Source organism: Actinosynnema sp. NPDC023587 (assembly GCF_040640215.1).
In the GTDB taxonomy this organism is placed as follows: Bacteria; Actinomycetota; Actinomycetes; order Mycobacteriales; family Pseudonocardiaceae; genus Actinosynnema.
In genome coordinates, this window is sequence record NZ_JBFABG010000001.1 from 911804 (window position 1) to 934923 (window position 23120).

Below are 23120 nucleotides of genomic sequence, written 5' to 3' on the forward strand. Positions count from 1 at the left end.
GTTCGGACGCTCCGGCTGATCCCCTGCGCCGTGGCGTGGGGGCTGCGCGCCGCCGTCCGGGTCCTCCCCGGTCGGCCATTGCGGCTCTCCGCCACGGTGCCTGTCGTCATGCTGGTCGTTCACGAAAAAGCCTCCCAGACCGGCGTGCCGTCGCACGCGGTTCGGTGGTCGTACGCCGTCGCCCGGGATGAGCGACGTCCGTGGTCGGAGACGTCCTTCACTCCGCCGCGGTCCTCCTCCGTGGCTTTCGAGAGTCCAGGCCACGTGTTCCCAGGACGTATGACTGCACCAGGTGGTTCCAACTGCACGTGCGGCAAACTTCCACCACGTACACGGTGAACTCCTCGAAGAGGTTCGCCATGCGGGTGAGCTCCTCGACGGTGCGCGCGGAGCCGGCCGCGTGCTTGAGCTCGTCGCCGTAGACCCAGGACACCAGGGTAAGCGGCTCCTTGCGGCACACCGGGCACGTCACATCGCTCGGCCGGCCGTGGAACTTCGCGGCTCGCAGCAGGTACGGGCTCGCGTCGCAGACCTCCATCGTGCCCGTCCGGCCCGCGTAGACCTCCGCCAGCAGCGCACGGCGCTGTAGCGCGTAGTCCACGACCTGCCGTTGGGTCAGCACGGGACCAGAGTACGTGGCGGCCCCACCCCCTCGTTGAGCCGTTCAGGGCAGTGGCCGTGATCACGGTGTGACCTGGCGCGCCACGCCGCTTCTCGACTCGTGGGCGGATGTATCGCCCCGATATACTGGCCGCACACATCGGCAGCAGGTGGGGGAGGTGTCACGTGCTGGAGTTCGCCATCCTCGGACTGCTGCACGAGGCACCGATGCACGGCTACGAGCTGCGCAAGCGCCTCCACGAGCTGCTGGGCGCGTTCCGCGCGTTCTCCTACGGAACGCTGTACCCCACGCTGCGCAGGTTGCAGCGCGACGGGTGGATCATCGAGGAGGCCCCGGAGGAGGTCCGGTCCTGGGGCCGCCGCGCGCGGAAGGTCTACAAGCTCACCGCCGAGGGCAAGGAGCGGTTCGCCGACCTCCTGGTCAACGCGGGCCCGCAGACGTGGGACGACGACTCCTTCGGCGTCCACCTGGCGTTCTTCTCCCGAACGCCCGCCGAGATCAGGATGCGGATCCTCGAAGGCCGCCGGCGGCGGGTCGAGGAGCGCCGGGAAGGGCTGCGGACGGCCCTGGCGGGCGCGAGCGAGCGGATCGACCGCTACACGCGCGAGCTGCACCGCATGGGGTTGGACAGCACCGAGCGCGAAGTGCGGTGGCTCAACGAGCTGATCGCGCACGAGCAGGCCGAACAGCGCGAACAGGACGAAAAGCCCAATGGGCATTGACGTAGAACAAGAAGGAGGACTCGGCATGGGCGACAACCGCCGCACCGTTCGAGTGGCCATCGTCGGGGTCGGCAACTGCGCGGCGTCGCTGGTGCAGGGTGTCCACTACTACCGCGATGCCGACCCGAGCACCCGCGTGCCCGGTCTGATGCACGTCGAGTTCGGCGACTACCACGTCCGCGACGTGGAGTTCGTGGCCGCGTTCGACGTGGACGCCAAGAAGGTCGGCGTCGACCTGTCCGAGGCGATCGTGGCCAGCGAGAACAACACGGTCAAGATCGCGGACGTGCCGCCGCTCGGCGTCACGGTCCAGCGCGGGCACACCCTCGACGGGCTCGGCCGGTTCTACCGGGAGACCATCGAGGAGTCCGACGAGCAGCCGGTGGACGTGGCGCAGGCGCTGCGCGACGCCGAGGTCGACGTGCTGGTCTCGTACCTGCCGGTCGGCTCCGAGGACGCGGACCGCCACTACGCGCAGGCGGCGATCGACGCGCGGGTGGCGTTCGTGAACGCGCTGCCGGTGTTCATCGCCTCCGACCCGGAGTGGGCCCGCAAGTTCGAGGAGGCCGGCGTCCCGATCGTCGGCGACGACATCAAGTCCCAGGTCGGCGCGACCATCACGCACCGCGTGCTGGCGAAGCTCTTCGAGGACCGGGGCGTCCAGCTCGACCGCACCATGCAGTTGAACGTGGGCGGCAACATGGACTTCCTGAACATGAAGGAGCTGGAGCGGCTGGAGTCCAAGAAGGTCTCCAAGACCCAGGCCGTCACCTCGCAGGTGGATCGCGACCTCGGCAAGCGGAACGTGCACATCGGACCGTCGGACTACGTGGCCTGGCTGGACGACCGCAAGTGGGCGTACGTGCGGCTGGAGGGCCGGGCGTTCGGCGACGTGCCGCTGAACCTGGAGTACAAGCTGGAGGTCTGGGACTCGCCGAACTCGGCGGGCATCATCATCGACGCGGTGCGCGCGGCGAAGATCGCCCTGGACCGGGGTATCGGCGGACCGATCCTGTCGGCGTCCTCGTACTTCATGAAGTCCCCGCCGGTCCAGTACTCGGACTCGGCGGCGCACGAGGCGGTCGAGGCGTTCATCCGCGGCGACGTGGAGCGCTGACCACCCCACCTCCGGGCACCCACCCCCTCGGTCCGCCGGCTCCGGCCTGCGGACCGAGGGGGTGGGTGCGTCGTCCCGCCGCCCGGCCGGGGCCGTCCACCCGTGCCGACCCGTCCGGCCCCGCACCGGTTCAGCCGAACAGCGCCGCCGGCAGGTCGGTGATCGAGCGCAGCACGGTGACCCGCGCCAACACCGCCGGGTCCGGCGGGAAGTGCGGGTTCGGGACGGCGTAGACGGTCATCGCGGCGGCGAGCGCCGAGCGCAGCCCGTTGGTGGAGTCCTCGACGGCCGCGCAGCGGGACGCCTCGACGCCGAGTTCGCCGGTGGCCAGCAGGTACACGTCCGGCGCGGGTTTGCCCGCGCCCGCCCGCTCGCTGGACACCGCGACCGGCACGACGTCGGCCAGGCCGGTCGCGGCGAGGAACGACGTGATCAGCACGGGCGGGGACGAACTGGCGATGGCGACCGGGCAGCGGGCGGCGACCGCGCGCACCACGTCCACCGCGCCGGGCAGCACGGGAGGCCCGGCCTCGTACCGGTGGGCCATCTCGGCCACGACGCCGGCCGCGGCCTCGGCCGGGTCCAGCCGCACGCCGACCGCCGTGACCAGGTACTCCGCCCACTCGGGGGTGCTCATCCCCTGCATCGCGCGGGTCGAGTCGGGCAGCCAGGTGCCGCCGTGCCGGCGGGCGAACGCCTGCCGCACCTCGTCCCACACGGTCTCGGAGTCGACGAGCACGCCGTCGAGGTCGAACACCACCGCATCCATCCCCGCACCGTAGTGGGAGACCACTTACTTAGCTACCCTAAGCAAATAATATCAGGACAGCTAAGTGAACTTCCTCGACCAACCCCGTCAGGTGCGGGTCACGGCGTTCGCCGCGGTGATCGTGGTCGCGACCGTGCTGTGCTCGCTCGCGTCGAACATCACCCAGTTGGTGGGCCTACGGGCCGTCTGGGGCCTCGGCAACGCCTTCTTCATCGCCACCGTGCTTAGCGTCATCGTCGGCGCGGCGGCCGGCGGCCAGGGCAAGGCGGTCCTGCTCTACGAGGCCGCGCTCGGCATCGGCCTCTCGGTCGGCGCGCTGCTCATGCTGGTGATGGCGATTCCGGTCAAGCCGCTGCCGATGGTCGCGGTGATCGTCAGCGGCGCGGAACGGCCGATCACGCCCACCGACGTGCTCGTCGGCGAAGAGGGGTGCCCCGTGCGGCATCTTCCCCACTGTGCGCAGGAGTGTGCGGGCCATCCGTCGTAGCGGTGGTGCGCTATGGGTTCACCGGCGGCTGACCAATCCCGAAACATGCGGTGAGCAGGAGGTTCCGGGCGGTGAGTGGTCGAGGTGTTCGTTCGGCGTTCACCTCGACGTCCGGTGGATGAGGCGTTGCCGACCTACCGTCGCCGAGTTCCCACTGAGCGATCTCGGAGGCCCGTCGTGTCCTCGTCCACCACCGGATCCACCACCGGGGGCCGCGCGCTGCTGCCCCTGCTGCCCAACCACCCCCTGGGGCGGTCGGCGATCACCTGCAAGTACCGCTGCGGCGACGCCTGCGCGCACGAGGCCCCCAACACGTCCGACAACAGCTACTTCGGCGACGTGGTCGGCGAGGTCGTGCGCCGGCGCGGCCTGCTCAAGGCCGGTGCGGTGCTCGCCGTCGCGGGTGCGGGCCTCGGGTTCGCCGGTGCGGGCACGGCCGCCGCCGCGCCCGAGGTCGAGGCGGACCGCGACCTCGGCGGCGGACGTCGCCGGGACGGGCTGAACTTCAAGGCCGTCGCGCCGAACACCGAGGACCGGATCGTCACGCCGGAGGGCTACGAGTCCGCGATCGTCATCCGCTGGGGCGACCCTGTGCTGCCGGGCGCGCCGGAGTTCGACTTCGACAACCAGACGGCCGCCGCGCAGGCCGAGCAGTTCGGCTACAACAACGACTTCTGCGGCCTGGTCCCGCTGAACCACTGGAACCGGTGGCTCATGGTCAGCAACCACGAGTACACCACCGAAGAGTTCCTGTTCGAGAACTGGGACGGGAACAACCCGACCCGCGAGCAGACCGAGATCGCGTGGGCCGCGCACGGCCTGTCCGTGGTGCTGGTCGAGCGCGAGCACCGCAGCGGCAAGCTGGTGCCGAAGGTGGACCGCCACTACAACCGCCGGATCACCGCGACCACCGAGTTCAAGGTCACCGGACCGGCCGCCGGCTCGGCGCTGCTGAAGACGTCCGCCGACCCGACCGGCAGGAAGGTGCTCGGCACGCTGAACAACTGCGCCGGCGGCGTGACCCCGTGGGGCACGATCCTGTCCGGCGAGGAGAACTTCAACCAGTACTTCGCCAACGCGGGCAGCGTCACCGACCCGGCGGTGAAGGAGCGGCTGGCCCGCTACGGCCTCGGCGGCGCGGCGTCCACCCGCAAGTGGGAGCGCTTCGACAAGCGGTTCGACGTGGCGCGGGAACCCAACGAGGTCAACAGGTTCGGCTGGGTGGTCGAGATCGACCCGCTCGACCCGACGTCCACGCCGGTCAAGCACACCGCGCTGGGGCGCTTCAAGCACGAGGGCGCGAACGTCATCATCGCGCGGGACGGCCGCGTCGTCGCGTACATGGGTGACGACGAGCGCTTCGACTACATGTACAAGTTCGTCTCCGACGACCGGTACAAGCCGGGCAACAGCCGCCACGCCCGTGAGCACAACAAGAAGCTGCTCGACAACGGCACGCTCTACGTCGCCGAGTTCACCGGCGACAGCCCGGCCGGCGAGTTCGACGGCTCCGGCAAGCTCCCGTCCGACGGCGAGTTCGACGGCGCGGGCCGGTGGATCCCGCTCGCGGCCGGCACCCGGTCGTTCGTGGAGGGCTTCACCGCGGAAGAGGTCTACGTCTTCACGCGGCAGGCGGCCGACAAGGTCGGCGCGACCAAGATGGACCGCCCCGAGGACGTCGAGCCGAACCCGCGCAACCGTCGCATCTACGCGGCCCTGACCAACAACACCGACCGCGGCAAGGCCGGCAAGGAAGGCGCGACGGAGATCAACCCGCGCGTCAACAACAAGCACGGGCACGTCCTGGAGATCGAAGAGCGGCGCGGCGACAACACCGCGCTGACGTTCTCCTGGAAGCTGCTGCTGGTGTGCGGCGACCCGACGTCGGCGGACACCTACTTCGGCGGCTACGACAAGACCCAGGTCTCGCCGATCTCGTGCCCGGACAACGTGGCGTTCGACAGCCACGGCAACCTGTGGATCTCCACCGACGGCAACGCCCTGAAGTCCAACGACGGCCTGTTCGCCGTCCCGGTCGAGGGCCGTTACCGGGGCCGGGTCAAGCAGTTCCTCACCGTGCCGAAGGGCGCGGAGACCTGCGGCCCGGTCGTGCAGGACGACTTCGTGCTGGTCAGCGTCCAGCACCCGGGCGAGATCGACGGCGCGTCGGCGAACAACCCGCTCTCCCACTGGCCGGACGGCGGCACCAGCCAACCGCGCCCGGCCGTCGTGGTGGCGTGGAAGAAGGACAAGGGCCGCATCTGCGGCTGACCGGGTGCCGCGCCGGGTCGCCGACGCGGGTGCCACGACGGGAGCCGGGCGGCACGAGACCCGGCTCCCGCTGTTCGCGAACTACCGGTTCCGCCAGGCAAGGGGCGACAGCGTGACGGCGGCCTGGGCGATCTTGCGGGCCGTTCCGGTCCGGATGCCCCGCAGCGCCGAGTCGATCCACCCGTCGACCCGCTGGACGCCGATGTCGCGGTACTCGACGGCCTGGAGCAGCATCTCCAGCTTGTCCGCGTCCCTGGCGCACCGGGCCTCGACCGTCTCCCCCGACTCGTACTCGTCGACGGCCGCCCGGACCACCTCCCGAGACCGGTCGGGCAGTTCGGCGGTCTGGTCGGCGGTGATGCGCCGGGGATCGGGCTTGTCGACGTAACCGCCGATCGTGTGCGGGAGGTCGCCGGTCCGGGTCTCCTGCGTGTCGTGCCACAGCGCCAGGTGCGAAGCCCGCGCCGGGTCACCACCCTCCTCGGCGGCGATCAAGGCGGCCAACTGCGCGACCCGCATCGTGTGCTCCGCAACGGACTCCGGATCGCGCACACCCGCGTGCGTCCACCCGGTCCGGCGGGTCCGCTTCAGAACTCCGAGTTCGTAGCCGAACGCCGCGAGCGAGGTGCCTTCGTCGGTCATGCGGTTCTCCTTGGTCGGCGATGCGCAGCAAGTGGTCGAAGAAGTGTCGCTGCTCTCCCGCGTCGACCCGGCGCACGGGCCGCGTCTCGCGGCGCTCCCTGCGACCTCGTCTGGGCCACGACCTGGGGTACCGACGCCAACGACCCGAACCCTGTTCGCCTGCGCGGACGGCCGTGACCAGCGTCCGGTACCGGCGATCTTGGCGTGGGGCGGGGAAGACGGGACGATGACGGCATTGATCGTCTTGCCGACCAGGAGGTGGCGTCATGCCGAGCAGGATCGGCGGGAGTGCGGCGTCTGATCTGTTGCGGGACCTCGCCGGGAGAACGGTCCACGGGCCGGAGCCACGCGGTGCCGGCAAATACCACTACGTGCACACTTCCAGCACCTACCTGCGCAGAATCCAGACGCTGGGCAGTCGGGAGATCCAGGGCAGCGTCGATCACGAGGAACGTCGGCAGTGGATCGCGGCCGACGGGTCGGGGCGGCTGCTGGTGACCCAGGACGGCCGGTGCGTGCAACCCTCCGGTGACTTCGAGCCGGGGCGGTTGCCGGCCACCTTCGTCACCGACACCGATCCCGCCGCCCTCGCCGCCGAGTTGCGGAAGGGGAACCCTAGGGGCTCCACCCCGGCCGCGCTCACGCTGTTCGGCCGGATCTGGAAGAACCAGGTCGTCCCGCCGGCGTTGCAACGCCTGCTCCTGCTCGACCTGGCCGACTGCCCCGACCTCTCGGTGGGCAGCGCGCCCCGGGTTTTCGCCGCCCGGTCCGGTGTCGCCGTCGGGTACGTCGACGAGGAGCGGCACACCCGACATCTCCTGGTGTTCGACCAGGAGACCGGTGCGCTGATCGGCGACGACCTGGTCGCGCTGGACGGTGCCGAGGTGCCGGTGCCCACCCCCGCGCCCATCAGCAGCACCGAATGGCATTCCTCGGGGTACTCCACGACCACCGCCGAGCCGCCCGGTTAGGGCGTCTCACCACCCGCGCGCGAGGGGTGCCGGCGGGTCAGCCGGCAGCGGACCGGTGGCGAAGCTCTAGGGTCGAGCCATGACCGAACGTCCCGTCGCCCTGATCACCGGCGCGTCCCGAGGGATCGGGTTCGCCGTCGCCCGCGCGCTGGCCCCCACCCACGACCTGCTGCTGGGCGGGCGCGAGGTGGAAACCGACCTGCCGAACGCGCGCCCGTGGGCCGTCGACCTGACCGACGCCGCCGCGCTCGCCGACGCCGCGAAGGACCTCACCCGCCTGGACGTGCTGGTGCACAGCGCGGGGATCGCCGAGCTCGGCCCGCTCGCCGAGGTCACCGCCGACACCTGGCGGCGGACGTTCGAGCTGAACCTGTTCGCGGTGGCCGAGCTGACCCGGTTGACGCTCCCGCTGCTGCGCGCCGCCCGGGGTGACGTCGTCCTGATCAACTCCGGCGCGGGCAAGCGCGCCGACGCGAACTGGGGCGTCTACGCGGCCAGCAAGTTCGCCCTGCGCGCCTACGCCGACGTGCTGCGCGCCGAGGAGACCGACCTCCGGGTCACCTCGGTCCACCCGGGCCGGGTGGACACCGACATGCAGCGCGACGTCCGCGCCCAGGAGGCCGGCGACTACGAGCCCGGCAAGTACCTCACGGCCGACTCGGTCGCCCGCGCCGTCCTCACCGCCGTCCTGGCCGACGAGGACGCGCACTTCCCCGAGATCGCCGTCCGCCCCCGCGCCCGCTAGCCACCACGACCCGCGCGCACGTCGGCGGACGACAGCCGGCGCAGCCGCACGACGGCTAGCGCAGCCGCCGGGACACCGCCGCGACCCCCGCCTGGGCCTCCCGCCGGTCCACGCGGGTGGTGTCGCCGTCCGCCACCACCTGCTCGCCCGCGACCCACACGTCCTTGACCCGCCGCGTGCCCGACGCCCACACGAGGTTCGCCAGCACCTGGTCGTCCGGCGCGTCCAGGCCGGTCGCGAACGCCGGGTCGTCCACGTCGACGTGCACGACGTCGCCCCACCGGCCGACCTCCAGCGCGCCCAGGTCGTCCCGGCCCAGCGCGCCCGCGCCGCCCCGGGTGGCCAGCAGCAGCGCGTCGGCGGCGCGGATCGCGGTGGCGTCCATCGACGTCACGCGCGCGAGCAGCGCCGCCAGCCGGGCCTCCTCGAACAGGTCCAGGTCGTCGTTGGACGCCGGGCCGTCGGTGCCCAGGCCGATCGGCACGCCCGCGTCCAGGTACCCGCGCAGCGGCGCGATCCCGGACGCCAGCTTGGTGTTGGAGCCGGGGCAGTGCGCGACGCCCACCCGGTGCTCGGCGTAGATCGCGATGTCCTCCGGCGACAGGTGCACGGAGTGCGCCGACAGCACCCGCCCGCCGAGCACGCCGGCCCGCTCCAGCAGCCGGGGCACGGAGCCGTGCGCCGCGCGCTGGGCCACGTCCTCCTCCAGCGACTCGGCGACGTGCAGTTGCAGCAGCGCGCCGCGCTCGCGGGCCTCGCCGGCGATCTCGGCGAGCGCCTCGGGCTTGAGCAGGTACGCCGAGTGGGGCCCGTAGGACAGCTCGACCCGCTCGTGCGGGCCGAACCGCAGCCCGTCCGCGTCGATCCACCGGCTGATCTCGTCGGTCATCGGCCGCCACGGCATCCCCGGCAGGTCCATGATCGCCGCCCCGAACACCACCCGCGAGCCCGCGCGGAGCACGGCGTCGGTGAGCTCGGGACCGTGGAAGTACATCTCGGAGCTGGTGGTGACGCCGTTGCGCAGCATCTCCACCGCGCCGAGCAGCATGCCCGCGCCGATGTCCGACGCCGTCATCCTCGCCTCGGCGGGCCACATCGCCTCGCGCAGCCACCGCAGCAGCGGCAGGTCGCCGCCGAGGCCGCGGAGCACCACCATCGGGCTGTGCGCGTGGGTGTTCACCAGGCCGGGCAGCAGGATGCCGGTCAGCTCGCGGACCTCGCCGTCGAACGCGGGCGCGTCGGCGGCGGGGCCGACGTGGGCCACCCGGCCGTCGACGACGTCGACGACCGCGTCCCGCAGCACGGTGCAGGACGGATCACACGGCAGGACCACGGGAGCGTGCAGGCGCAACGACATGCCGACGATCCTGCCGCACGGCTCACCCCGTCTCGGCGATGGGCAGTTCGGCGCGGACCTCCCAGCCGCCGCCGTCGCGCCGCCCGGCGGTGAACGTGCCGCCCAGCAGGGCCACCCGTTCGCGCATTCCCACCAGGCCGAACCCGCCGGAACCGCCGACCGGCGCGGCTTTCGGGGCGCGGCCGTCGTCGGCCACCACGACCAGCACCGCGTCCGCCACGACCGCCACCGAGACGTCCACGGCGGACACCCCTTCGGCGTGCTTCCGGGCGTTGGTCAGGGATTCCTGTACCAGGCGCAGCACCGAGCGGGCCAGCGAGGGCGGCACCTCGGACGGCAGGTCGAGGCTGAGCCGCACCGGCTGGCCGGACTGCGCCACGACCTGCCGCACGTCGTCGGCCAGGTCGCTGGTCGCCGCCGGCGCGTCGCTCTCCGCGCCGCGCAACGTCCCGACCAGCCGGCGCATCGCGGTCAGCGCCTCGCTCCCGCTCTGCGCGATGATCGGCAGCACCTCCTGCGCCGCCGCCGGGACGGCCTGCGCCGCCTGCGCGTGCACGACGATCGCGGTCACGTAGTGCGCGACGACGTCGTGCAGCTCACGGGCCAGCGCGATCCGCTCGGCGTGCTGCGCGGCGGTCACCTCGGAGCGCACGAGCGTGGCCCGTTCCCGGTCCCGCGCCCGGAAGTACAGCCCGGTGCCCACCGACAGCACCAGCAGCACCACGCCGGCGATGACCTGCGGCCACGAGCCCGGCCCGCGGTAGTCGTGGAGCTCGGCGTACTCGTCCCAGAACGACGGCCGGAGCCAGTGCGTCGAGGCCGCCGCGCCGACCAGCACGAGGGTGCCGACGAGCGCCTTGAGCACGGGGGCCTGCCGCACCACGATCGCGGTGGTCGCCATCACCGCCGCCGTCTCCGACAGCACCAGCTCGCCCACCACCGAACCCGTCGGCGTCTCGCCCGCCACCCGTAGCAGCACGGACGTGGCCAGCACGGCGGTCGCGCCGGCCAGCGCGGCGTCGAACGGGCGGCGCGGGGCCAGCACCGCGATCCCGGCCAGCACCAGCGTGCCGGGCAGTTGCCACCAGTTGTCGGCGTCGAGCGCTTCGGTGCCGACGAAGAGGAGCAGTGCGCCCGCCAGCGGCCACTGGCGGCGGGCCAGTGCGCGCCAGCCGAGGTGAGAGCTCTCCACAGCACGTCACGGTATGTCCTCGGAGCTGAGAGCGCGTCCGCCCGGGGGTGTGCGGCGGGTCATCCGCAGGACTGACCCGAACGCGCCGGGAAATACCCCGCTGGCCGATGTCGGATGAGCTTTTCGCGGGTGACTCTGGAGTGGCAGTCGGGGAACGGAGGAACGTCGTGCTGAGTGTTGTGGCGACCTGGGCGGGTGCGGTACTCGGTCTGTTGGTGCTGGTCCTGATGGCGCTGGCGGGCGTGCTGGTCGATTCGCAGCGGTGATCCGATCACGCTCCCGGGTACCCGCGGAGAAGTTCCGCGAGGCGTCCGGGGGAATGCGGCCGGGTGGTTTCCACCGGGCCGGGGGAAAAGCGTGCCGGCCCGCCGGAGCGCGCCCGGCGGGCGGCGACGGGATCGAGCCGGAAGGCCGGGCGGTTGCCCGCCGGCCGCTGCCGGGAGCGCAGCCAGGACAGCCGGTGCAGCGATTCGGCGTGGTGGTCGGTGATGGTGACCTGGGCCAGGTCGAACGAGTGCAGCACGGCCCGGTTCAGCTCCACCGCGGCCCGGTCGCGCCAGAGCGAGCGCTCGGCGGACGTGTCCAGGCCCAGCGCCTCGGCCACCGGGCGGGCGGCCCCGCAGGCGTTCTCGTCGGCCAGGCTGCGGGAGCCGATCTCGGAGCCGACGAACCAGGTGTTGAACGGTGCGGCGGGGTAGTGCACGCCGCCGACGGACAGCCGCAGGTTGGTGATCAGCGGCACGGAGTGCCAGCGCAGCCCGAGGGACCCGAACCACGGCAGGTCGGGGTGCTCCAGGCACACCTCGTGCACCACGTCGGGCGGGATCGCGAACAGCCTCGGCCCCTCGTGCGCGGTCTCCACCACGAGCGGGAGCACGTCGAACGGGCCGGGCGGGCCGGGTGCGCGCCAGCCCAGGCCCCGCACCACGTCGGTGAACCCCCGGTAGCGGAGGTCGCCGCCGCCGTCCGCGTGGCCCGCGTACCGGACGAGCTGCTCGTTCCAGATCACCGGGCCGGGCGCGGCGGGGGCGTCCGGGGCGAACACGGTGATCAGCGGCCGGATCGCACCGCCGTTGGTGGCCAGTCGGAGGTGTTCCACGCACTCGGCGGCCACGGCACCGGCGTTGCGCAACCCGCGCAGGTCGCGGACCTTCAGCCGACGCCAGGGGACGCCGCTGGTGCACCAGCCGCTGTCCCGCAGCGCGATCCGCGCGCCGTAGGAGAGCTCGGGCGTGGTGTGCCGGTAGGTGCCGGTCTCGGCGATCTCGTCGCGGATGTGCGCGAGGCGCGGTCCGACCGGCCCGGCCTCGGGGTGGGCGATGTGGAACATGCGGAGGAAACCCTCGGCGGCGTCCAGGTCGAGCGTTACCGGTTCGTTGTCGATGGCGGTCACGGTCGGCAACCGTAGTTGCGGAACGAGGTGACTCGTCACTGCCAGACGGGGCACACCAAGTGATCACGCTGGCCCACTCGATGGGATGACGAAACAACGCAGAGTTGCCGCGTCGACCACTCCACGTCGTGACTTTATGACACGGTCAGGTGAGTTCGATCCGGTCGAACATCAGATCGTGGCTGATCCGGTCCTCCTCGACGGCCCGCTGCTCGAACTTCGTCACGGGCCGCCAGTCCGGGCGCGGGGCCCAGTCGGCGTGCCGGTTGCGCAGCAGCGGCTCGGCCGAGCAGACCGCCAGCATCTGCTCGGCGTAGTTCTCCCAGTCGGTGGCCAGGTGCAGCGTGCCGCCGGGCCGCAGGCGGGTCGCGAGCAGGCGCACGAACTCCGGCTGCACGAGCCGGCGCTTGTGGTGCTTCTTCTTCGGCCACGGGTCCGGGAAGAAGATCCGGACACCGGTCAGCGAGTCGGGCGCGACGTGCTCGGTGAGCAGGTCGACGGCGTCACCGCGCAGCACGCGCAGGTTCGTCACGCCGAGCGCCTCGGCGCGCATCAGCAACTGGGCGAGGCCGGGCTTGTAGACCTCGACGGCCACGTAGTTGAGCTCGGGCGCGGCGGCGACCAGCCGGGAGGTCGTCTCGCCCATGCCGGACCCGATCTCCAGCAGCACCGGGGCCTCCCGGTCGAACCACCCGGCGAAGTCGAGGGGACCGGCCGGGAGCGCCTTGACCTCGCGGCCCAAGCGCTCCCAGTGGCGGTCCCAGGCCCGCTCCTGCCCGACGGTCATCCGCTCACCGCGTTGCACGTAGCTGACGATGGAGCGGTGGTGGGCCGGGCGATGGCTGGACGTCGTCACGGGCGTACAGCCTAAGCGGTGGATCGGGCGGCGCTGCGTCAGGCGATGTTCTCCAGGTCGTCGATCTGGTCGCGCAGCTCGGCGGGGGTGAACGGGAGGGGCCGGCGCAGGCCCGGTCCCCGGTGGGCGGGGAGCAGGTCCACCCAGCCAGCGTGGCGGTCGGTGAACTGGACGGTGGTGGGGTCGGCGGGGCCGTACACGCCGCTCTCGGACGGCACGAACTCCCAGTACCCGACCTCGCCCTCGGTCGCCCACGGCACGAAGACCCAGCCGGGTCGGGCGGCCAGCAGCGCGGTCACCTCGTCCTCGACGGCGAAACCGGCCGCGCGGGAGGGCAGCTTGCCCCGGTCGAGCGCGCGGAGCCACCACGGCGCGGGTGCCGCACCGCCCACGGCCCGGTAGAGGGCCAGCACCTGTTGCTCGTCGGCCCGGTGGATCCAGGCCCGCCGGCTCTGCGCCGGTGCGGTGGAGAGGCCGGCACCACCGGCGGGTTCGATCGCGTGCGACCATTCGAGGGCGATCATCGGCTCGACGCGAAGGGCGCGGTCACGTTGCCGTGGCACCCTCTTCGAACCGGCCGACGACTCGGCGTTCACATCTGGATCGAGCACCGTCACGGGTTCACCTCCGGGGAGTTCCTTGACGGGGGTTATCCGAATTCGTGTGCGGCACGTCGCCGCCTCACGATTCGCTGCTTTCCATCTGACCTGGTTCAGACGGTTCTGTCACCGTGCTGTGCGGGAGTTCACGGGGCCTTCACGGCTCCCCTACTCCGATTGCCGGTCCGGGGCTGTTCGAAACGTGGAATCATCGGAATATCTGTGACCTCGACCACAGGGGGAAATCGGGGATGAGGAGCCGGGTGATCGCCGTCGTCGGCGCGATCCTGCTATTCCTTCCGGGGGCGGCTTGGGGCACCGGCGCGAGGTCTTCCGGGTGGCGGGCGCAGACCGTCGGAGAACAGCAGTGGCACCTGGGCGCGATGGGCGTGGCGCGGGCCTACGACTGGGCGCGCGGCGACGGCGTAGTGGTCGCCGTGGTCGACTCCGGCGTCGACGCCGGCACCCCTGACCTGGCCGGAGCGCTGCTGCCGGGTGCCGGCTTCGGCAGTGCGGCGGGCACCGGCGGCACCGCGGACGAAAACGGCCACGGCACCGCGATGGCCACTCTCATCGCCGGTCGGGCGATCGGCGGAGGTGCGTTGGGAGTAGCGCCGGGCGCGCGCATCCTGCCGGTTTCGGTGGGGTCGGGCGGCGGTCGGTTCACCACCGCTTCGGTCTCCTCCGGGATTTCCTGGGCGGTGGACAACGGGGCCGACGTGATCAACCTTTCGCTCACCTCGGAAGCGACCCTGACGCCGGATTTGCGGCACGCCGTCGACTACGCGTTCGACCACGACGTCGTCGTGGTCGCGGGCACCGGGAATGCCGGCGTGCGGCACGTCGGCGCGCCCGCGAACATCCGGGGGGTGATCGCGGTGTCCGGGACCGAGGAGGGGAATGCGGTGTGGGCGTCGTCCAACACCGGTCCCGAGACGGTGTTGGCGGCACCGGCCCGGGGCATCGTCACGGCGGTGCCGGCCGGGGTCTCCTCCACCGGCTACGCCTCGGTCGACGGGACCTCGGCGGCCACCGCCCTGGTCTCCGGCGCGGCGGCCCTGGTCCGGTCGAGGTTCCCCGACCTGGACGCCGGGAACGTGGTGCACCGGCTGATCACCACCGCCGTCGACCTGGGCCCCGCCGGGCGGGACGACCTGACCGGGTTCGGCCTGGTCGACGTGGTGGCGGCGCTGTCCGCGGAGGTCGCGCCGGTGGACCGCAACCCGCTGGCCCCGCCGCCCCGCACCACGACCGCGACCCCGCCGACCGCGCCGACCGCGCCGACCGGCGAGCCGGGTGACGGGGTCGCCGCCACCGGACCCGAGGCGACGCCGAGGTTCCGGCTGCTGGTGGCGTTCGGCGGGCTGCTGCTGGTCGTGGTCGCCGTGGTCGTGGTCGCGCTGCTGCTGTCCCGCCGGTCGCGGCCGGCGGGACCCCGGGTCGTCGAGCTGCCGCCGCCGTCCGACGACTTCTGGCGGCACGTGCCCTGAGCCGCTACTCGTGCGCGTGGTACTCGACCGACTCGCGGGTGAGCTGCATGAAAGCCTCCTCCAGCGACCCGAGCTGGGGGCTCAGCTCGTGCAGGGTGATGTCGTGCCGCGCGGCCAGCTCGCCGATCGCCGCCGCCTCCACGCCGTGGACCACCAGCGCCTGGTCCGCCACGCCGTCCTCGGTGCGGCCCAGTTCGGCGAGCAGCGGGCGCAGCCGGTCGAGCTGCGGCGAGCGGACCTTCACGGTGTCCTCGGTGGCGTCCTTGATGAACTGGGCGGTGCTGGTCTGCGCGATCAGCCGGCCCTTGCCGATGACGATCAGGTCCTGGGCGGTCTGCGCCATCTCCGACAGCAGGTGGCTGGAGACGAAGACCGTGCGGCCCTCCTCGGCCAGGCGGTGCATGAACTGGCGGATCCAGAGGATGCCCTCCGGGTCCAGGCCGTTCACCGGCTCGTCGAACAGCAGCACCCTCGGGTCGCCCAGCAGCGTGCCGGCGATGCCCAGGCGCTGCGACATGCCCAGCGAGAACCCGCCCGCGCGGCGCTTGGCGACCTGGGACAGGCCGACCAGGTCCAGCACCTCGTCCACCCGCCCGTCGGGGATGCCGTTGGACTTGGCCAGCCACTGGAGGTGGGCGCGCGCGGAGCGGTTGGGGTGCACCCACTTGGCGTCCAGCAGCGCGCCGACCGTCCGCAGTGGTCGGTGCAGCTCGTGGTAGTCCTTGCCGTCGATCAGGACCTTGCCGCCCGACGGGCGGTCCAGTCCGAGGATCATCCGCATGGTGGTGGACTTGCCCGCGCCGTTCGGGCCGAGGAAGCCGGTGACCCGACCCGCCTCGACCGTGAACGAGAGGTTGTCCACGGCCACGGTGCTCCCGTAGCGCTTGGTCAGTCCGGTCGCCTCGATCATGGCTGCTCCTGTCCGATCCGCCACTGCCGAACGTGCCACTGCCGAACGTGCCACTGCGTCGAACGACGAGAGCTCGGGTCACCCCCCGAAGGTGACCCGAGCTCTCCCCCTTTCCCCCTGTTCCCGGCGCGGCCGGCCCCGATGCCGGCCGTGTCGGGGACGATCGGTCCTAGGCGTCCCGCCGCTTCACGACGACCAGCGAGATGACGTAGACCGCGAGCGCGATGGCCGCGAAGTACCCCAGCGAGCCCCACGGCGACAGCTCGCCGACCACCGGCGGCCCCGCGCCGTCCGGCAGCGATCCCACGTCCGGGTCGCCGAAGATGAACTTGCTGACCACGGTGAACGGCATCCACTTCTGGATGTCGTCGCCGATGTTGGGGATGAAGCCGACCACGCTCTCCAGCACCAGCGCGAACACCAGGATGATCGACACCGCGCCGGCGGTCTGCCGGACCAGCGCGCCGACGCCCAGCGCCAGGATCGCGCCCGCCGCGTACACCAGGCCGATGCCGGCCACGTGCCGCCAGTCGGCGGCGGAGGTCAGCGCGAGCTGCGAGTTGTCGCTCGCCAGCACCCAACTGATGCCCCACGAGCCGAACGCCACGGCCTCGCCGACCAGGCCGGCCAGCAGCGAGACCACGACCGCCTTCGCGACCAGCGGCGAGATGCGGTCCGGCACGGCCTGGAACGTCGCCTTGATCGTGCCGAAGCGGTACTCGGTGGTCACCGCCAGCGCGGCCATCACCATGATCACGTAGAGGCCGAAGGTGTGCGTGAACACGGCCCCGATCACCGGCATCGGCGCGCCGTCCCAGTTCGCCGCGATGATCGCGGTGAGACCGACGGTCAGGCCGAGCGCCAGCACCATGCACCACCACGGGGACCGCGTGGTGAAGAGCTTGATCCGTTCAACAGCGAGCAGAGTCATGTCACTTTCCCGTCTCGACCGCGTGGTACTCGACCGAATCACCCGTGAGCCGCATGAAGGCCTCTTCCAGCGAACCGCGCTGGGGGCTCAACTCGTGCAGCACCACGCCGGCGGAAGCCGCGATGTCACCGATCTGGTCACTGGAAGCACCCGACACGGTCAACAGCGTGTCGGCGTCCTCGTGGACCGTGAAGCCCTTGTCCACCAGCAGCGCGCCGAGCTTGTCGGCGTGCGGGCTGCGCACCTTGACGGTGTTCTCGGCGGACCGCTCCACGAACTCCTCGGTGGAGGACTGCGAGATCAGCTTGCCCCGCCCGATGACCACGAGGTCGGTGGCGGTCACCGCCATCTCCGACAGCAGGTGGCTGGACACCAGGACGGTGCGCCCCTCGGCCGCCAGGCCCTGCATGAACCGGCGGATCCAGAGGATGCCCTCCGGGTCCAGGCCGTTCACCGGCTCGTCGAACAGCAGGACCTTCGGGTCGCCGAGCAACGCCCCCGCGATGCCCAGCCGCTGCGACATGCCCAGCGAGAACCCCCCGGCGCGGCGCTTGGCCACCTTCGACAGCCCGACCAGGTCCAGCACCTCGTCCACCCGGCGGACGGGCAACCCGTTGGACTTGGCCAGCCACTGGAGGTGGGCGCGTGCGGAGCGGTTCGGGTGCACCCACTTGGCGTCCAGCAGCGCGCCGACGGTCCGCAGCGGGCGGTCCAGCTTCGCGTACGGCGTCCCGTCGATCAGCACCTTGCCGGACGACGGGCGGTCGAGCCCGAGGATCATCCGCATGGTGGTGGACTTGCCCGCGCCGTTGGGGCCCAGGAAGCCGGTGACGCGACCCGGTGCGATGGTGAACGACAGGTTGTCCACCGCCACCGTGTTCCCGTAGCGCTTGGTGAGGCCGACAGCCTCGATCATGGTTTCTCCCCCTGGACGGCACATCCCCGGTCTCGACGAGAACTCTGCCCGGTCGGCGGGGTCGTCCACATCGGTCTGTAGTTGACTCGTGGGTGCGACTTCAGTCTTATCGTCCTTGCTACCTCGGTTGTAGTAATCCGTGATCACCCTGAGTACAACCCTGAGGGGTCGCCCGGTGGTCGTCGGGGTTCCGGTGGTCCTACGGTGGCGGTATGGGTTACACCGACGCCCCGAACGGCTGGTGGCGCGAGTTCGTCTCGGCCACCCCGGCACGAACCGGCAAGCTGGCCGTCGTCCGCAAGGACGGCTCGCCGCACGTTTCGCCCGTCTGGGTCGACCTGGACGGGGGCACCATCGTCTTCACCACCCACCTCGACTCGGTCAAGGGCAGGTCCATCACCCGCGACGGCCGGGTCTCCCTCTGCCTGGACGACGAGAAACCCCCGTTCGCCTTCGTCACGATCACCGGTCGTGCGGAGATCGTGGACGATCCCGAACAGGTCCGCTACTGGACGGGCCGGATCGGGGGGCGCTACATGGGCGCGACGCGGGCCAACGAGTACGCGGAGCGCAACGGCGGCCCCGGCGAGGTCGTCGTCCGCATCCGGGACGCGCACGTCGTCGCGAAGGTCGACGTGGCCGAGTAGTCCGATCGGGTGGACCACGTCGTGGTCCACGACCGGCCGGGTGGACATCCGGGCGATCAGCCGCCGGAGCACCCGCGCGGGCCGACTGACCGGCGCGGGGCACCACCACGGCGGCTGACGACCGCCGTCGCGCTAGGCGAACCAGCGGTCGAGCTCGGCGGCTGCGCCGTCCTCCAGCACCGTCGAGGTGACGGCGTCCGCGACCGCCCGCACGGTCGCGGGTGCCTGACCCATCGCCACGCCGCGCGCGGCCCACTTGAGCATCTCCACGTCGTTGTGCCCGTCGCCGATGGCGAGGGTGTCCTCCTCGGGCACGCCGAGGCGCACCCGCAGGTCTTCCAGCGCCGACCCCTTGGTCACGCCCGACGGCGACACGGTCACCCACGGCTCGGTGTTGTCCACCCACCACGTCACGCCGGGCAGCTCGACGTCGAGCATGCGCAACGCCACCTCCTCGGGCGTCCGGCCGGTCCACCGCATGACCAGCCGGGGCGTGGTGTCGGCGGTGAGCTCGGCGGCGGACACCTGGTGGACCTCGCCCCACAGGTCGCCGTCGGGGAAGCGGCCCAGCGACAGGTTGCCGACGCCGATCCGCTCGGTGGCGAACACCGCGCCGGGGAACAGGCCGCGCAGCAGGCCCACGGTGGGGCCGGCGTCGAAGCCGAGTTCGCGGACCACCTCGCGGGCGGCGGTGTCCCACCACACCGCGCCGTTGGAGCAGATCGCGGTGGTGTCGCGGAGCCCGAGGTCGTCGGCGATCGGGCGGGTGCCGATCAGGCTGCGACCGGTGGCGAGGACCACGTGCGCGCCGTGGTCGACCGCGCGCCCAACGGCGGCGCGCACGGCGGGGGCGATGTCCTCCCGGCCCGCCGGGGTGATGGTGCCGTCGATGTCCAGGGCGACGAGGCGCGGTCTCCGGCTCACCGGCCGAACCCTAGTGGACCAGGTTATTGAATCGTGGTTCAATAACGGGGTGGCGCGACCGAAGACCATCACCGACGAGCGCCTGCTGACCGCGACCGCCGTGGTGATCGGCCGCCGGGGGCCGGGGTTCACCCTCGCCGAGGTGGCCGCCGAGGCGGGCGTCTCGGTCGGCACCGCGGCGCAGCGGTTCGGCTCGAAGCTCGGGCTGCTGCGAGCGCTGACCAGGCAGACCACCTCGGACGTCGAGCGCCGGATGCTCGCCGCCGCCCGCGCGTGCGCCGACCCGGCGGCGGGGCTGCGCGCGGCCCTGCTGACGTGGTTCGAGGACGTGGCCGACCCGGTCGAGGCGGGCAACCACCTGGCGCAGCTCGGGGTCGACCTGATCGACCCGGAGCTGCGGGCGCTGCTCGGCGAGCTCCACGCGGTGACCGAGCGGACCGTGCTCGCGCTCACCCGCGAGGTGGACCTGCCGAGCGGACCGCCGGCCGGCCGCGCGGCGCGGGTGCTCACCGGTCTGCTCTTCGGCGTGTCGATGGACTGGTCGGTCCGGCCGCGCGGTGCGCTGGCGGACCGACTGGCGGAGGACGTGGACGCGGTGTTGGCCGCGTGGCGGAAGGGGAGCTGATGTCGTTGCGGGGCAAGGTGGCCGCGGTCACGGGGGCGACGCGGGGCGCGGGACGGGCCATCGCGGTGGAGCTGGGCGCGGCGGGCGCGACCGTGTTCGTCGGCGGTCGGTCGACGCGCGGGTCGAAGTCGCCGATCGGGCGGGACGAGACGATCGAGGAGACCGCCGAACTGGTCGACGCGGCGGGTGGCCGGGGCATCGCGGTGCGGTGCGACTTCACCGCGGCGCGGGACGTCGACGCGTTCCGGGCGCGCATCGAGTCCGAAGGGGACGGACGCCTGGACGTCCTGGTGGACGACGTGTGGGGCGGCGAGGCCGACACGGAGTTCATCCCGTTCTGGGAGCAGGACCTGGAGCGGCAGCTCGGCATGTGGCGCAACAGCGTCCAGGCGCACCTGGTCGCGCTGCACCGGCTGATCCCGCTGGTGATCGCCCGGCCGGGCGGGCTGGTGGTCGAGGTGACCGACGGCGACAGCGACGAGCACTACTCCGGGATGCTGGCCTACGACTCGGTGAAGGTCGCGATCCGGCGGTTCGGCGTGGTGCTGGCGCGGGACGTCGCGAAGTACGGGACGACGTCGGTCGCGGTCACGCCGGGGTTCCTGCGGTCGGAGCAGATGCTGGAGCACTTCGGCGTGACCGAGGAGAACTGGCGGGACGCGATCCCCCGGTCGCCGCACTACGCGATGTCCGAGACGCCCCGGTACGTCGGGCGCGGGATCGCGGCGCTCGCGGCCGACCCCGAGCGCGACCGGTTCACCGGCAGGGCGCTCGCGTCGTGGACCCTCATGCGGGAGTACGGCTTCACCGACGTCGACGGTTCGCGACCGGACTGGGGGCGGTGGAACGAGGAGGTCGTGAAGCCGGAGCTCGACCCGACCGCGGTCGACGTCGCGCGGTACCGCTGAGCCCGGGGGTGCCCGGCACCCGCGCCGGCTGAACGGCGGCGTCGCCGGCCGCACGGCCCGCCAGGTCGCGGAGGAGCACCTGGTGAGCCGTGCGGGACCGCCCGCGAGGGGTCAGACGTCGCCGGGGCGGACCAGTCCGGTCTCGTAGGCCAGCACCACGGCCTGCACCCGGTCGCGCAGCTCCAGCTTCGCCAAGATCCGCCCCACGTGCGTCTTCACCGTCGCCTCGGACAGGAACAGCTTCCGCGCGATCTCGGTGTTCGACAGCCCCTTGGCGATCAGCACCAGCACCTCGCGCTCGCGCTCGGTCAACGCCTCCAGCACGGACGCGTCCCGCAGCTCGCCGCCGCTCTCCCCGAGGAACCGGCTGAGCAGCCGCTTGGTGACCGACGGCGACACGACGGCGTCCCCGGAGGCCACCGCCCGCAGCGCCGACACCAGGTCAGCCGGCGGCGTGTCCTTCAGCAGGAACCCGGACGCCCCGTTGCGCAGCGCCGACAGGGCGTACTCGTCCATGTCGAACGTGGTCATGACCAGCACCTTGGCGGTGCCGGCCTCGGCGATCCGCTTGGTCGCCTCCACCCCGTCCAGCACCGGCATCCGCACGTCCATCAACACCACGTCCGGCCGCAGCGAAGCCGCCAGGTGCACCGCGTCGAGCCCGTCGCCGGCCTCGCCGACCACGTCGATGTCCTCCTGGGCACCGAGCACCATCCGGAAGCCCATCCGCATGAGCTCCTGATCATCCACCAGCAGTACTCGGATCACGTTCCCCACCCTATGACGGCACCAGCGGGAGCACCGCGCGCACCCGCCACCCGCCGCCGGGGTTGGGCCCGGCCTCCAGCGTGCCGCCGAGCACACCGGCCCGCTCGCGCATCCCGATCAACCCGTTCCCACCCGCCACCGCGACGATGTCGTGGGGCGTCCCGAACCCGTCGTCGGAGACCTCCAGCTCCACCCGCTCGCCCTCGTGGGCGACGCGCACCACGGCCGTCGCACCCGCCCCGGCGTGCTTGAGCGTGTTGGTCAGCGCCTCCTGCACGATCCGGTAGATCCCCAGCCCCAGTCCGGTGGGCAGCAGCGCGAGGTCGCCCGCCGTCTCCAACCGCACCGGCAGGCCGGACGTGCGCAGGCTCTCGGTGAGCTCCGCCAGGTCGCCCGCGCCCGGCTGCGGTGCCCACTGGGTGCCGGACTGGCCCTCCGACCGCAGCACGCCGAGCAGCCGCCGCAGCTCGGTCAGCGCCTGCCGCCCGGTGTCCGCGATGGTCCCCATGGCGGCCTGGGCCAGCTCCGGGTTCGACTTGATCGCGTACCCGGCCCCGTCCGCCTGCACGACCATCACCGACACCGCGTGGGCCACCACGTCGTGCAGCTCGCGCGCGATCCGCGACCGCTCCTCGCCGACCGCGATCCGGGCCTGCTGGTCGCGTTCGGTCTCCAGCATCCGGAGCCGCTTCTCCAGCTCGACGTTGTAGGCCCGGCGCGCGCCGACGAACTCGCCGAGCGCCCAGCTGAAACCGAAGACGACCGCGATCATGAAGACCAGGACGACGGATTCGAGGGCCGTGCCGATCCGCCAGAACGCCCACGTGATCGTGCCGGCGGCCAGCCAGACCGCGTAGACCAGCGCCGGTTTGCGCCCGACGAAGGCCACCATCGTGTACAGCGCGAAGGCCAGCGCGAAGTCCGCCGGCCGCACCGGCAGCCCGTCGTCGAGCCGGCCGTGGGTGAGCAACTGGAGGATGCCGGCGGCCAGGATCGTGTAACTGGTGCCGCGCGGGTACTTGCGGCGGAATGCCACCGGCACGACCAGGAGCAGGCCCACGAAGATCAGCGCCGGCACCGGCACGCTGCCGGCGGCGGCCATCGCGCCCAGGTCGAACAACGCGAGAAACCCGGCGATCAGGGAATCCCCGAACACCGGGTGAGCTCGCATCCAGAGGCTCAGCCGACGCACGTGACCAGGTTAGGCAACGGTCTGCCCGGCCCGCGTCGCGCCACGGTCTGACCTCGACTAATCCTC

At 72.1% G+C, this 23120-nt stretch carries 23 protein-coding genes and 1 pseudogene; 10 read left to right on the forward strand and 14 right to left on the reverse strand.

Annotated features, from left to right (window positions below; all coding sequences use genetic code 11):
- Positions 1-217: 217 nt before the first annotated feature.
- The gene (locus AB0G01_RS04545; RefSeq protein WP_360939600.1) at positions 218-622 is read right to left on the reverse strand and encodes a DUF5318 domain-containing protein; all 405 of its coding nucleotides are present in this window, start codon (positions 620-622) and stop codon (positions 218-220) included.
- Between the two features lie 164 nt (positions 623-786).
- Here AB0G01_RS04545 and AB0G01_RS04550 point away from each other — a divergent pair, with 164 nt between their 5' ends.
- Together AB0G01_RS04550 and AB0G01_RS04555 are read left to right on the forward strand one after the other, a co-directional pair.
- On the forward strand, positions 787-1344 hold the full coding sequence (locus AB0G01_RS04550) for a PadR family transcriptional regulator (RefSeq protein WP_360939602.1): 558 nt from the start codon (positions 787-789) through the stop codon (positions 1342-1344).
- A 25-nt stretch (positions 1345-1369) separates the two neighbouring features.
- Positions 1370-2461 (forward strand): inositol-3-phosphate synthase, encoded by a 1092-nt coding sequence (locus AB0G01_RS04555; RefSeq protein WP_360939604.1) that lies wholly within the window; start codon positions 1370-1372, stop codon positions 2459-2461.
- A gap of 130 nt (positions 2462-2591) precedes the next feature.
- On the opposite strand, the gene AB0G01_RS04560 is transcribed toward AB0G01_RS04555, so the two are convergent.
- Complete coding sequence (locus tag AB0G01_RS04560; protein WP_360939606.1) at positions 2592-3230, reverse strand: HAD family phosphatase; 639 nt, start codon at positions 3228-3230, stop codon at positions 2592-2594.
- A 64-nt stretch (positions 3231-3294) separates the two neighbouring features.
- Here AB0G01_RS04560 and AB0G01_RS04565 point away from each other — a divergent pair.
- Positions 3295-3552 (forward strand): annotated as a pseudogene (locus tag AB0G01_RS04565) (hypothetical protein); the annotation flags it as partial.
- Positions 3553-3894: 342 nt separating this feature from the next.
- Positions 3895-5988: a PhoX family phosphatase gene (locus AB0G01_RS04570; protein ID WP_360939608.1), complete on the forward strand. Its 2094-nt coding sequence runs from the start codon at positions 3895-3897 to the stop codon at positions 5986-5988.
- Between the two features lie 81 nt (positions 5989-6069).
- Here the strand turns inward: AB0G01_RS04570 and AB0G01_RS04575 are convergent, their stop codons facing one another.
- On the reverse strand, positions 6070-6630 hold the full coding sequence (locus AB0G01_RS04575; protein WP_360939610.1) for an HD domain-containing protein: 561 nt from the start codon (positions 6628-6630) through the stop codon (positions 6070-6072).
- A gap of 266 nt (positions 6631-6896) precedes the next feature.
- Here AB0G01_RS04575 and AB0G01_RS04580 point away from each other — a divergent pair, with 266 nt between their 5' ends.
- Both AB0G01_RS04580 and AB0G01_RS04585 read left to right on the forward strand, forming a co-directional pair.
- Entirely contained in the window at positions 6897-7601 is a 705-nt protein-coding gene (locus AB0G01_RS04580; protein WP_360939611.1) for a hypothetical protein, read from the forward strand.
- A gap of 79 nt (positions 7602-7680) precedes the next feature.
- On the forward strand, positions 7681-8346 hold the full coding sequence (locus AB0G01_RS04585; RefSeq protein ID WP_360939613.1) for an SDR family oxidoreductase: 666 nt from the start codon (positions 7681-7683) through the stop codon (positions 8344-8346).
- A 55-nt stretch (positions 8347-8401) separates the two neighbouring features.
- On the opposite strand, the gene AB0G01_RS04590 is transcribed toward AB0G01_RS04585, so the two are convergent.
- The 5 genes from AB0G01_RS04590 to AB0G01_RS04610 all read right to left on the reverse strand — a co-directional run bounded on the left by AB0G01_RS04590 (position 8402) and on the right by AB0G01_RS04610 (position 13668).
- Positions 8402-9703 carry an amidohydrolase gene (locus AB0G01_RS04590; protein WP_360939615.1) on the reverse strand — a complete coding sequence of 434 codons (1302 nt, stop codon included), beginning with the start codon at positions 9701-9703 and terminating at the stop codon, positions 8402-8404.
- Between the two features lie 22 nt (positions 9704-9725).
- Positions 9726-10895 (reverse strand): histidine kinase, encoded by a 1170-nt coding sequence (locus AB0G01_RS04595; RefSeq protein WP_360939617.1) that lies wholly within the window; start codon positions 10893-10895, stop codon positions 9726-9728.
- A gap of 271 nt (positions 10896-11166) precedes the next feature.
- Complete coding sequence (locus AB0G01_RS04600; RefSeq protein ID WP_360939618.1) at positions 11167-12288, reverse strand: nitric oxide synthase oxygenase; 1122 nt, start codon at positions 12286-12288, stop codon at positions 11167-11169.
- A gap of 145 nt (positions 12289-12433) precedes the next feature.
- Positions 12434-13075: a tRNA (guanosine(46)-N7)-methyltransferase TrmB gene (trmB, locus tag AB0G01_RS04605; protein ID WP_360939874.1), complete on the reverse strand. Its 642-nt coding sequence runs from the start codon at positions 13073-13075 to the stop codon at positions 12434-12436.
- A gap of 107 nt (positions 13076-13182) precedes the next feature.
- Positions 13183-13668: a hypothetical protein gene (locus AB0G01_RS04610; RefSeq protein WP_360939620.1), complete on the reverse strand. Its 486-nt coding sequence runs from the start codon at positions 13666-13668 to the stop codon at positions 13183-13185.
- A 338-nt stretch (positions 13669-14006) separates the two neighbouring features.
- On the opposite strand from AB0G01_RS04610, the gene AB0G01_RS04615 reads away from it, so the two are divergent.
- Complete coding sequence (locus tag AB0G01_RS04615; RefSeq protein ID WP_360939622.1) at positions 14007-15233, forward strand: S8 family serine peptidase; 1227 nt, start codon at positions 14007-14009, stop codon at positions 15231-15233.
- Between the two features lie 4 nt (positions 15234-15237).
- On the opposite strand, the gene AB0G01_RS04620 is transcribed toward AB0G01_RS04615, so the two are convergent.
- The 3 genes from AB0G01_RS04620 to AB0G01_RS04630 form a co-directional block, all read right to left on the reverse strand.
- Positions 15238-16143 (reverse strand): ABC transporter ATP-binding protein, encoded by a 906-nt coding sequence (locus AB0G01_RS04620; protein WP_360939624.1) that lies wholly within the window; start codon positions 16141-16143, stop codon positions 15238-15240.
- Positions 16144-16312: 169 nt separating this feature from the next.
- Positions 16313-17074, reverse strand: coding sequence for a hypothetical protein (locus tag AB0G01_RS04625; RefSeq protein WP_360939626.1), 762 nt, complete (start codon positions 17072-17074; stop codon positions 16313-16315).
- 1 nt (position 17075) lies between these two features.
- Positions 17076-17990, reverse strand: a complete 915-nt coding sequence (locus AB0G01_RS04630) for an ATP-binding cassette domain-containing protein (protein WP_360939628.1) — start codon at positions 17988-17990, stop codon at positions 17076-17078.
- Positions 17991-18202: 212 nt separating this feature from the next.
- Between AB0G01_RS04630 and AB0G01_RS04635 the strand changes: the two genes are divergently transcribed.
- On the forward strand, positions 18203-18637 hold the full coding sequence (locus AB0G01_RS04635) for a PPOX class F420-dependent oxidoreductase (RefSeq protein WP_360939630.1): 435 nt from the start codon (positions 18203-18205) through the stop codon (positions 18635-18637).
- A gap of 132 nt (positions 18638-18769) precedes the next feature.
- Here AB0G01_RS04635 and AB0G01_RS04640 read toward each other — a convergent pair whose 3' ends face one another.
- Complete coding sequence (locus AB0G01_RS04640) at positions 18770-19561, reverse strand: HAD family hydrolase (RefSeq protein WP_360939632.1); 792 nt, start codon at positions 19559-19561, stop codon at positions 18770-18772.
- Positions 19562-19610: 49 nt separating this feature from the next.
- Between AB0G01_RS04640 and AB0G01_RS04645 the strand changes: the two genes are divergently transcribed.
- Together AB0G01_RS04645 and AB0G01_RS04650 are read left to right on the forward strand one after the other, a co-directional pair.
- Complete coding sequence (locus AB0G01_RS04645; protein WP_360939634.1) at positions 19611-20186, forward strand: TetR/AcrR family transcriptional regulator; 576 nt, start codon at positions 19611-19613, stop codon at positions 20184-20186.
- Entirely contained in the window at positions 20186-21094 is a 909-nt protein-coding gene (locus AB0G01_RS04650) for an SDR family oxidoreductase (protein ID WP_360939876.1), read from the forward strand. The genes AB0G01_RS04645 and AB0G01_RS04650 overlap by 1 nt, the downstream gene beginning before the upstream one ends.
- A gap of 111 nt (positions 21095-21205) precedes the next feature.
- On the opposite strand, the gene AB0G01_RS04655 is transcribed toward AB0G01_RS04650, so the two are convergent.
- Positions 21206-21862 (reverse strand): response regulator transcription factor, encoded by a 657-nt coding sequence (locus AB0G01_RS04655; protein ID WP_360939636.1) that lies wholly within the window; start codon positions 21860-21862, stop codon positions 21206-21208.
- 10 nt (positions 21863-21872) lie between these two features.
- Positions 21873-23033 (reverse strand): sensor histidine kinase, encoded by a 1161-nt coding sequence (locus AB0G01_RS04660; protein WP_360939878.1) that lies wholly within the window; start codon positions 23031-23033, stop codon positions 21873-21875.
- Positions 23034-23120 lie beyond the last annotated feature (87 nt).

Bases quoted from the DNA above. Each gene is read 5' to 3' on its own strand.
- AB0G01_RS04590 (WP_360939615.1), bottom strand. From the start codon at position 9,703: ATGTCGTTGCGCCTGCACGCTCCCGTGGTCCTGCCGTGTGATCCGTCC.
- AB0G01_RS04620 (WP_360939624.1), bottom strand. From the start codon at position 16,143: ATGATCGAGGCGACCGGACTGACCAAGCGCTACGGGAGCACCGTGGCC.
- AB0G01_RS04625 (WP_360939626.1), bottom strand. From the start codon at position 17,074: ATGACTCTGCTCGCTGTTGAACGGATCAAGCTCTTCACCACGCGGTCC.
- AB0G01_RS04635 (WP_360939630.1), top strand. From the start codon at position 18,203: ATGGGTTACACCGACGCCCCGAACGGCTGGTGGCGCGAGTTCGTCTCG.
- AB0G01_RS04660 (WP_360939878.1), bottom strand. From the start codon at position 23,033: ATGCGAGCTCACCCGGTGTTCGGGGATTCCCTGATCGCCGGGTTTCTC.
- AB0G01_RS04585 (WP_360939613.1), top strand. From the start codon at position 7,681: ATGACCGAACGTCCCGTCGCCCTGATCACCGGCGCGTCCCGAGGGATC.
- AB0G01_RS04580 (WP_360939611.1), top strand. From the start codon at position 6,897: ATGCCGAGCAGGATCGGCGGGAGTGCGGCGTCTGATCTGTTGCGGGAC.
- AB0G01_RS04630 (WP_360939628.1), bottom strand. From the start codon at position 17,990: ATGATCGAGGCTGTCGGCCTCACCAAGCGCTACGGGAACACGGTGGCG.
- AB0G01_RS04555 (WP_360939604.1), top strand. From the start codon at position 1,370: ATGGGCGACAACCGCCGCACCGTTCGAGTGGCCATCGTCGGGGTCGGC.
- AB0G01_RS04575 (WP_360939610.1), bottom strand. From the start codon at position 6,630: ATGACCGACGAAGGCACCTCGCTCGCGGCGTTCGGCTACGAACTCGGA.
- trmB (WP_360939874.1), bottom strand. From the start codon at position 13,075: ATGACCGTCGGGCAGGAGCGGGCCTGGGACCGCCACTGGGAGCGCTTG.
- AB0G01_RS04650 (WP_360939876.1), top strand. From the start codon at position 20,186: ATGTCGTTGCGGGGCAAGGTGGCCGCGGTCACGGGGGCGACGCGGGGC.
- AB0G01_RS04610 (WP_360939620.1), bottom strand. From the start codon at position 13,668: ATGATCGCCCTCGAATGGTCGCACGCGATCGAACCCGCCGGTGGTGCC.
- AB0G01_RS04560 (WP_360939606.1), bottom strand. From the start codon at position 3,230: ATGGATGCGGTGGTGTTCGACCTCGACGGCGTGCTCGTCGACTCCGAG.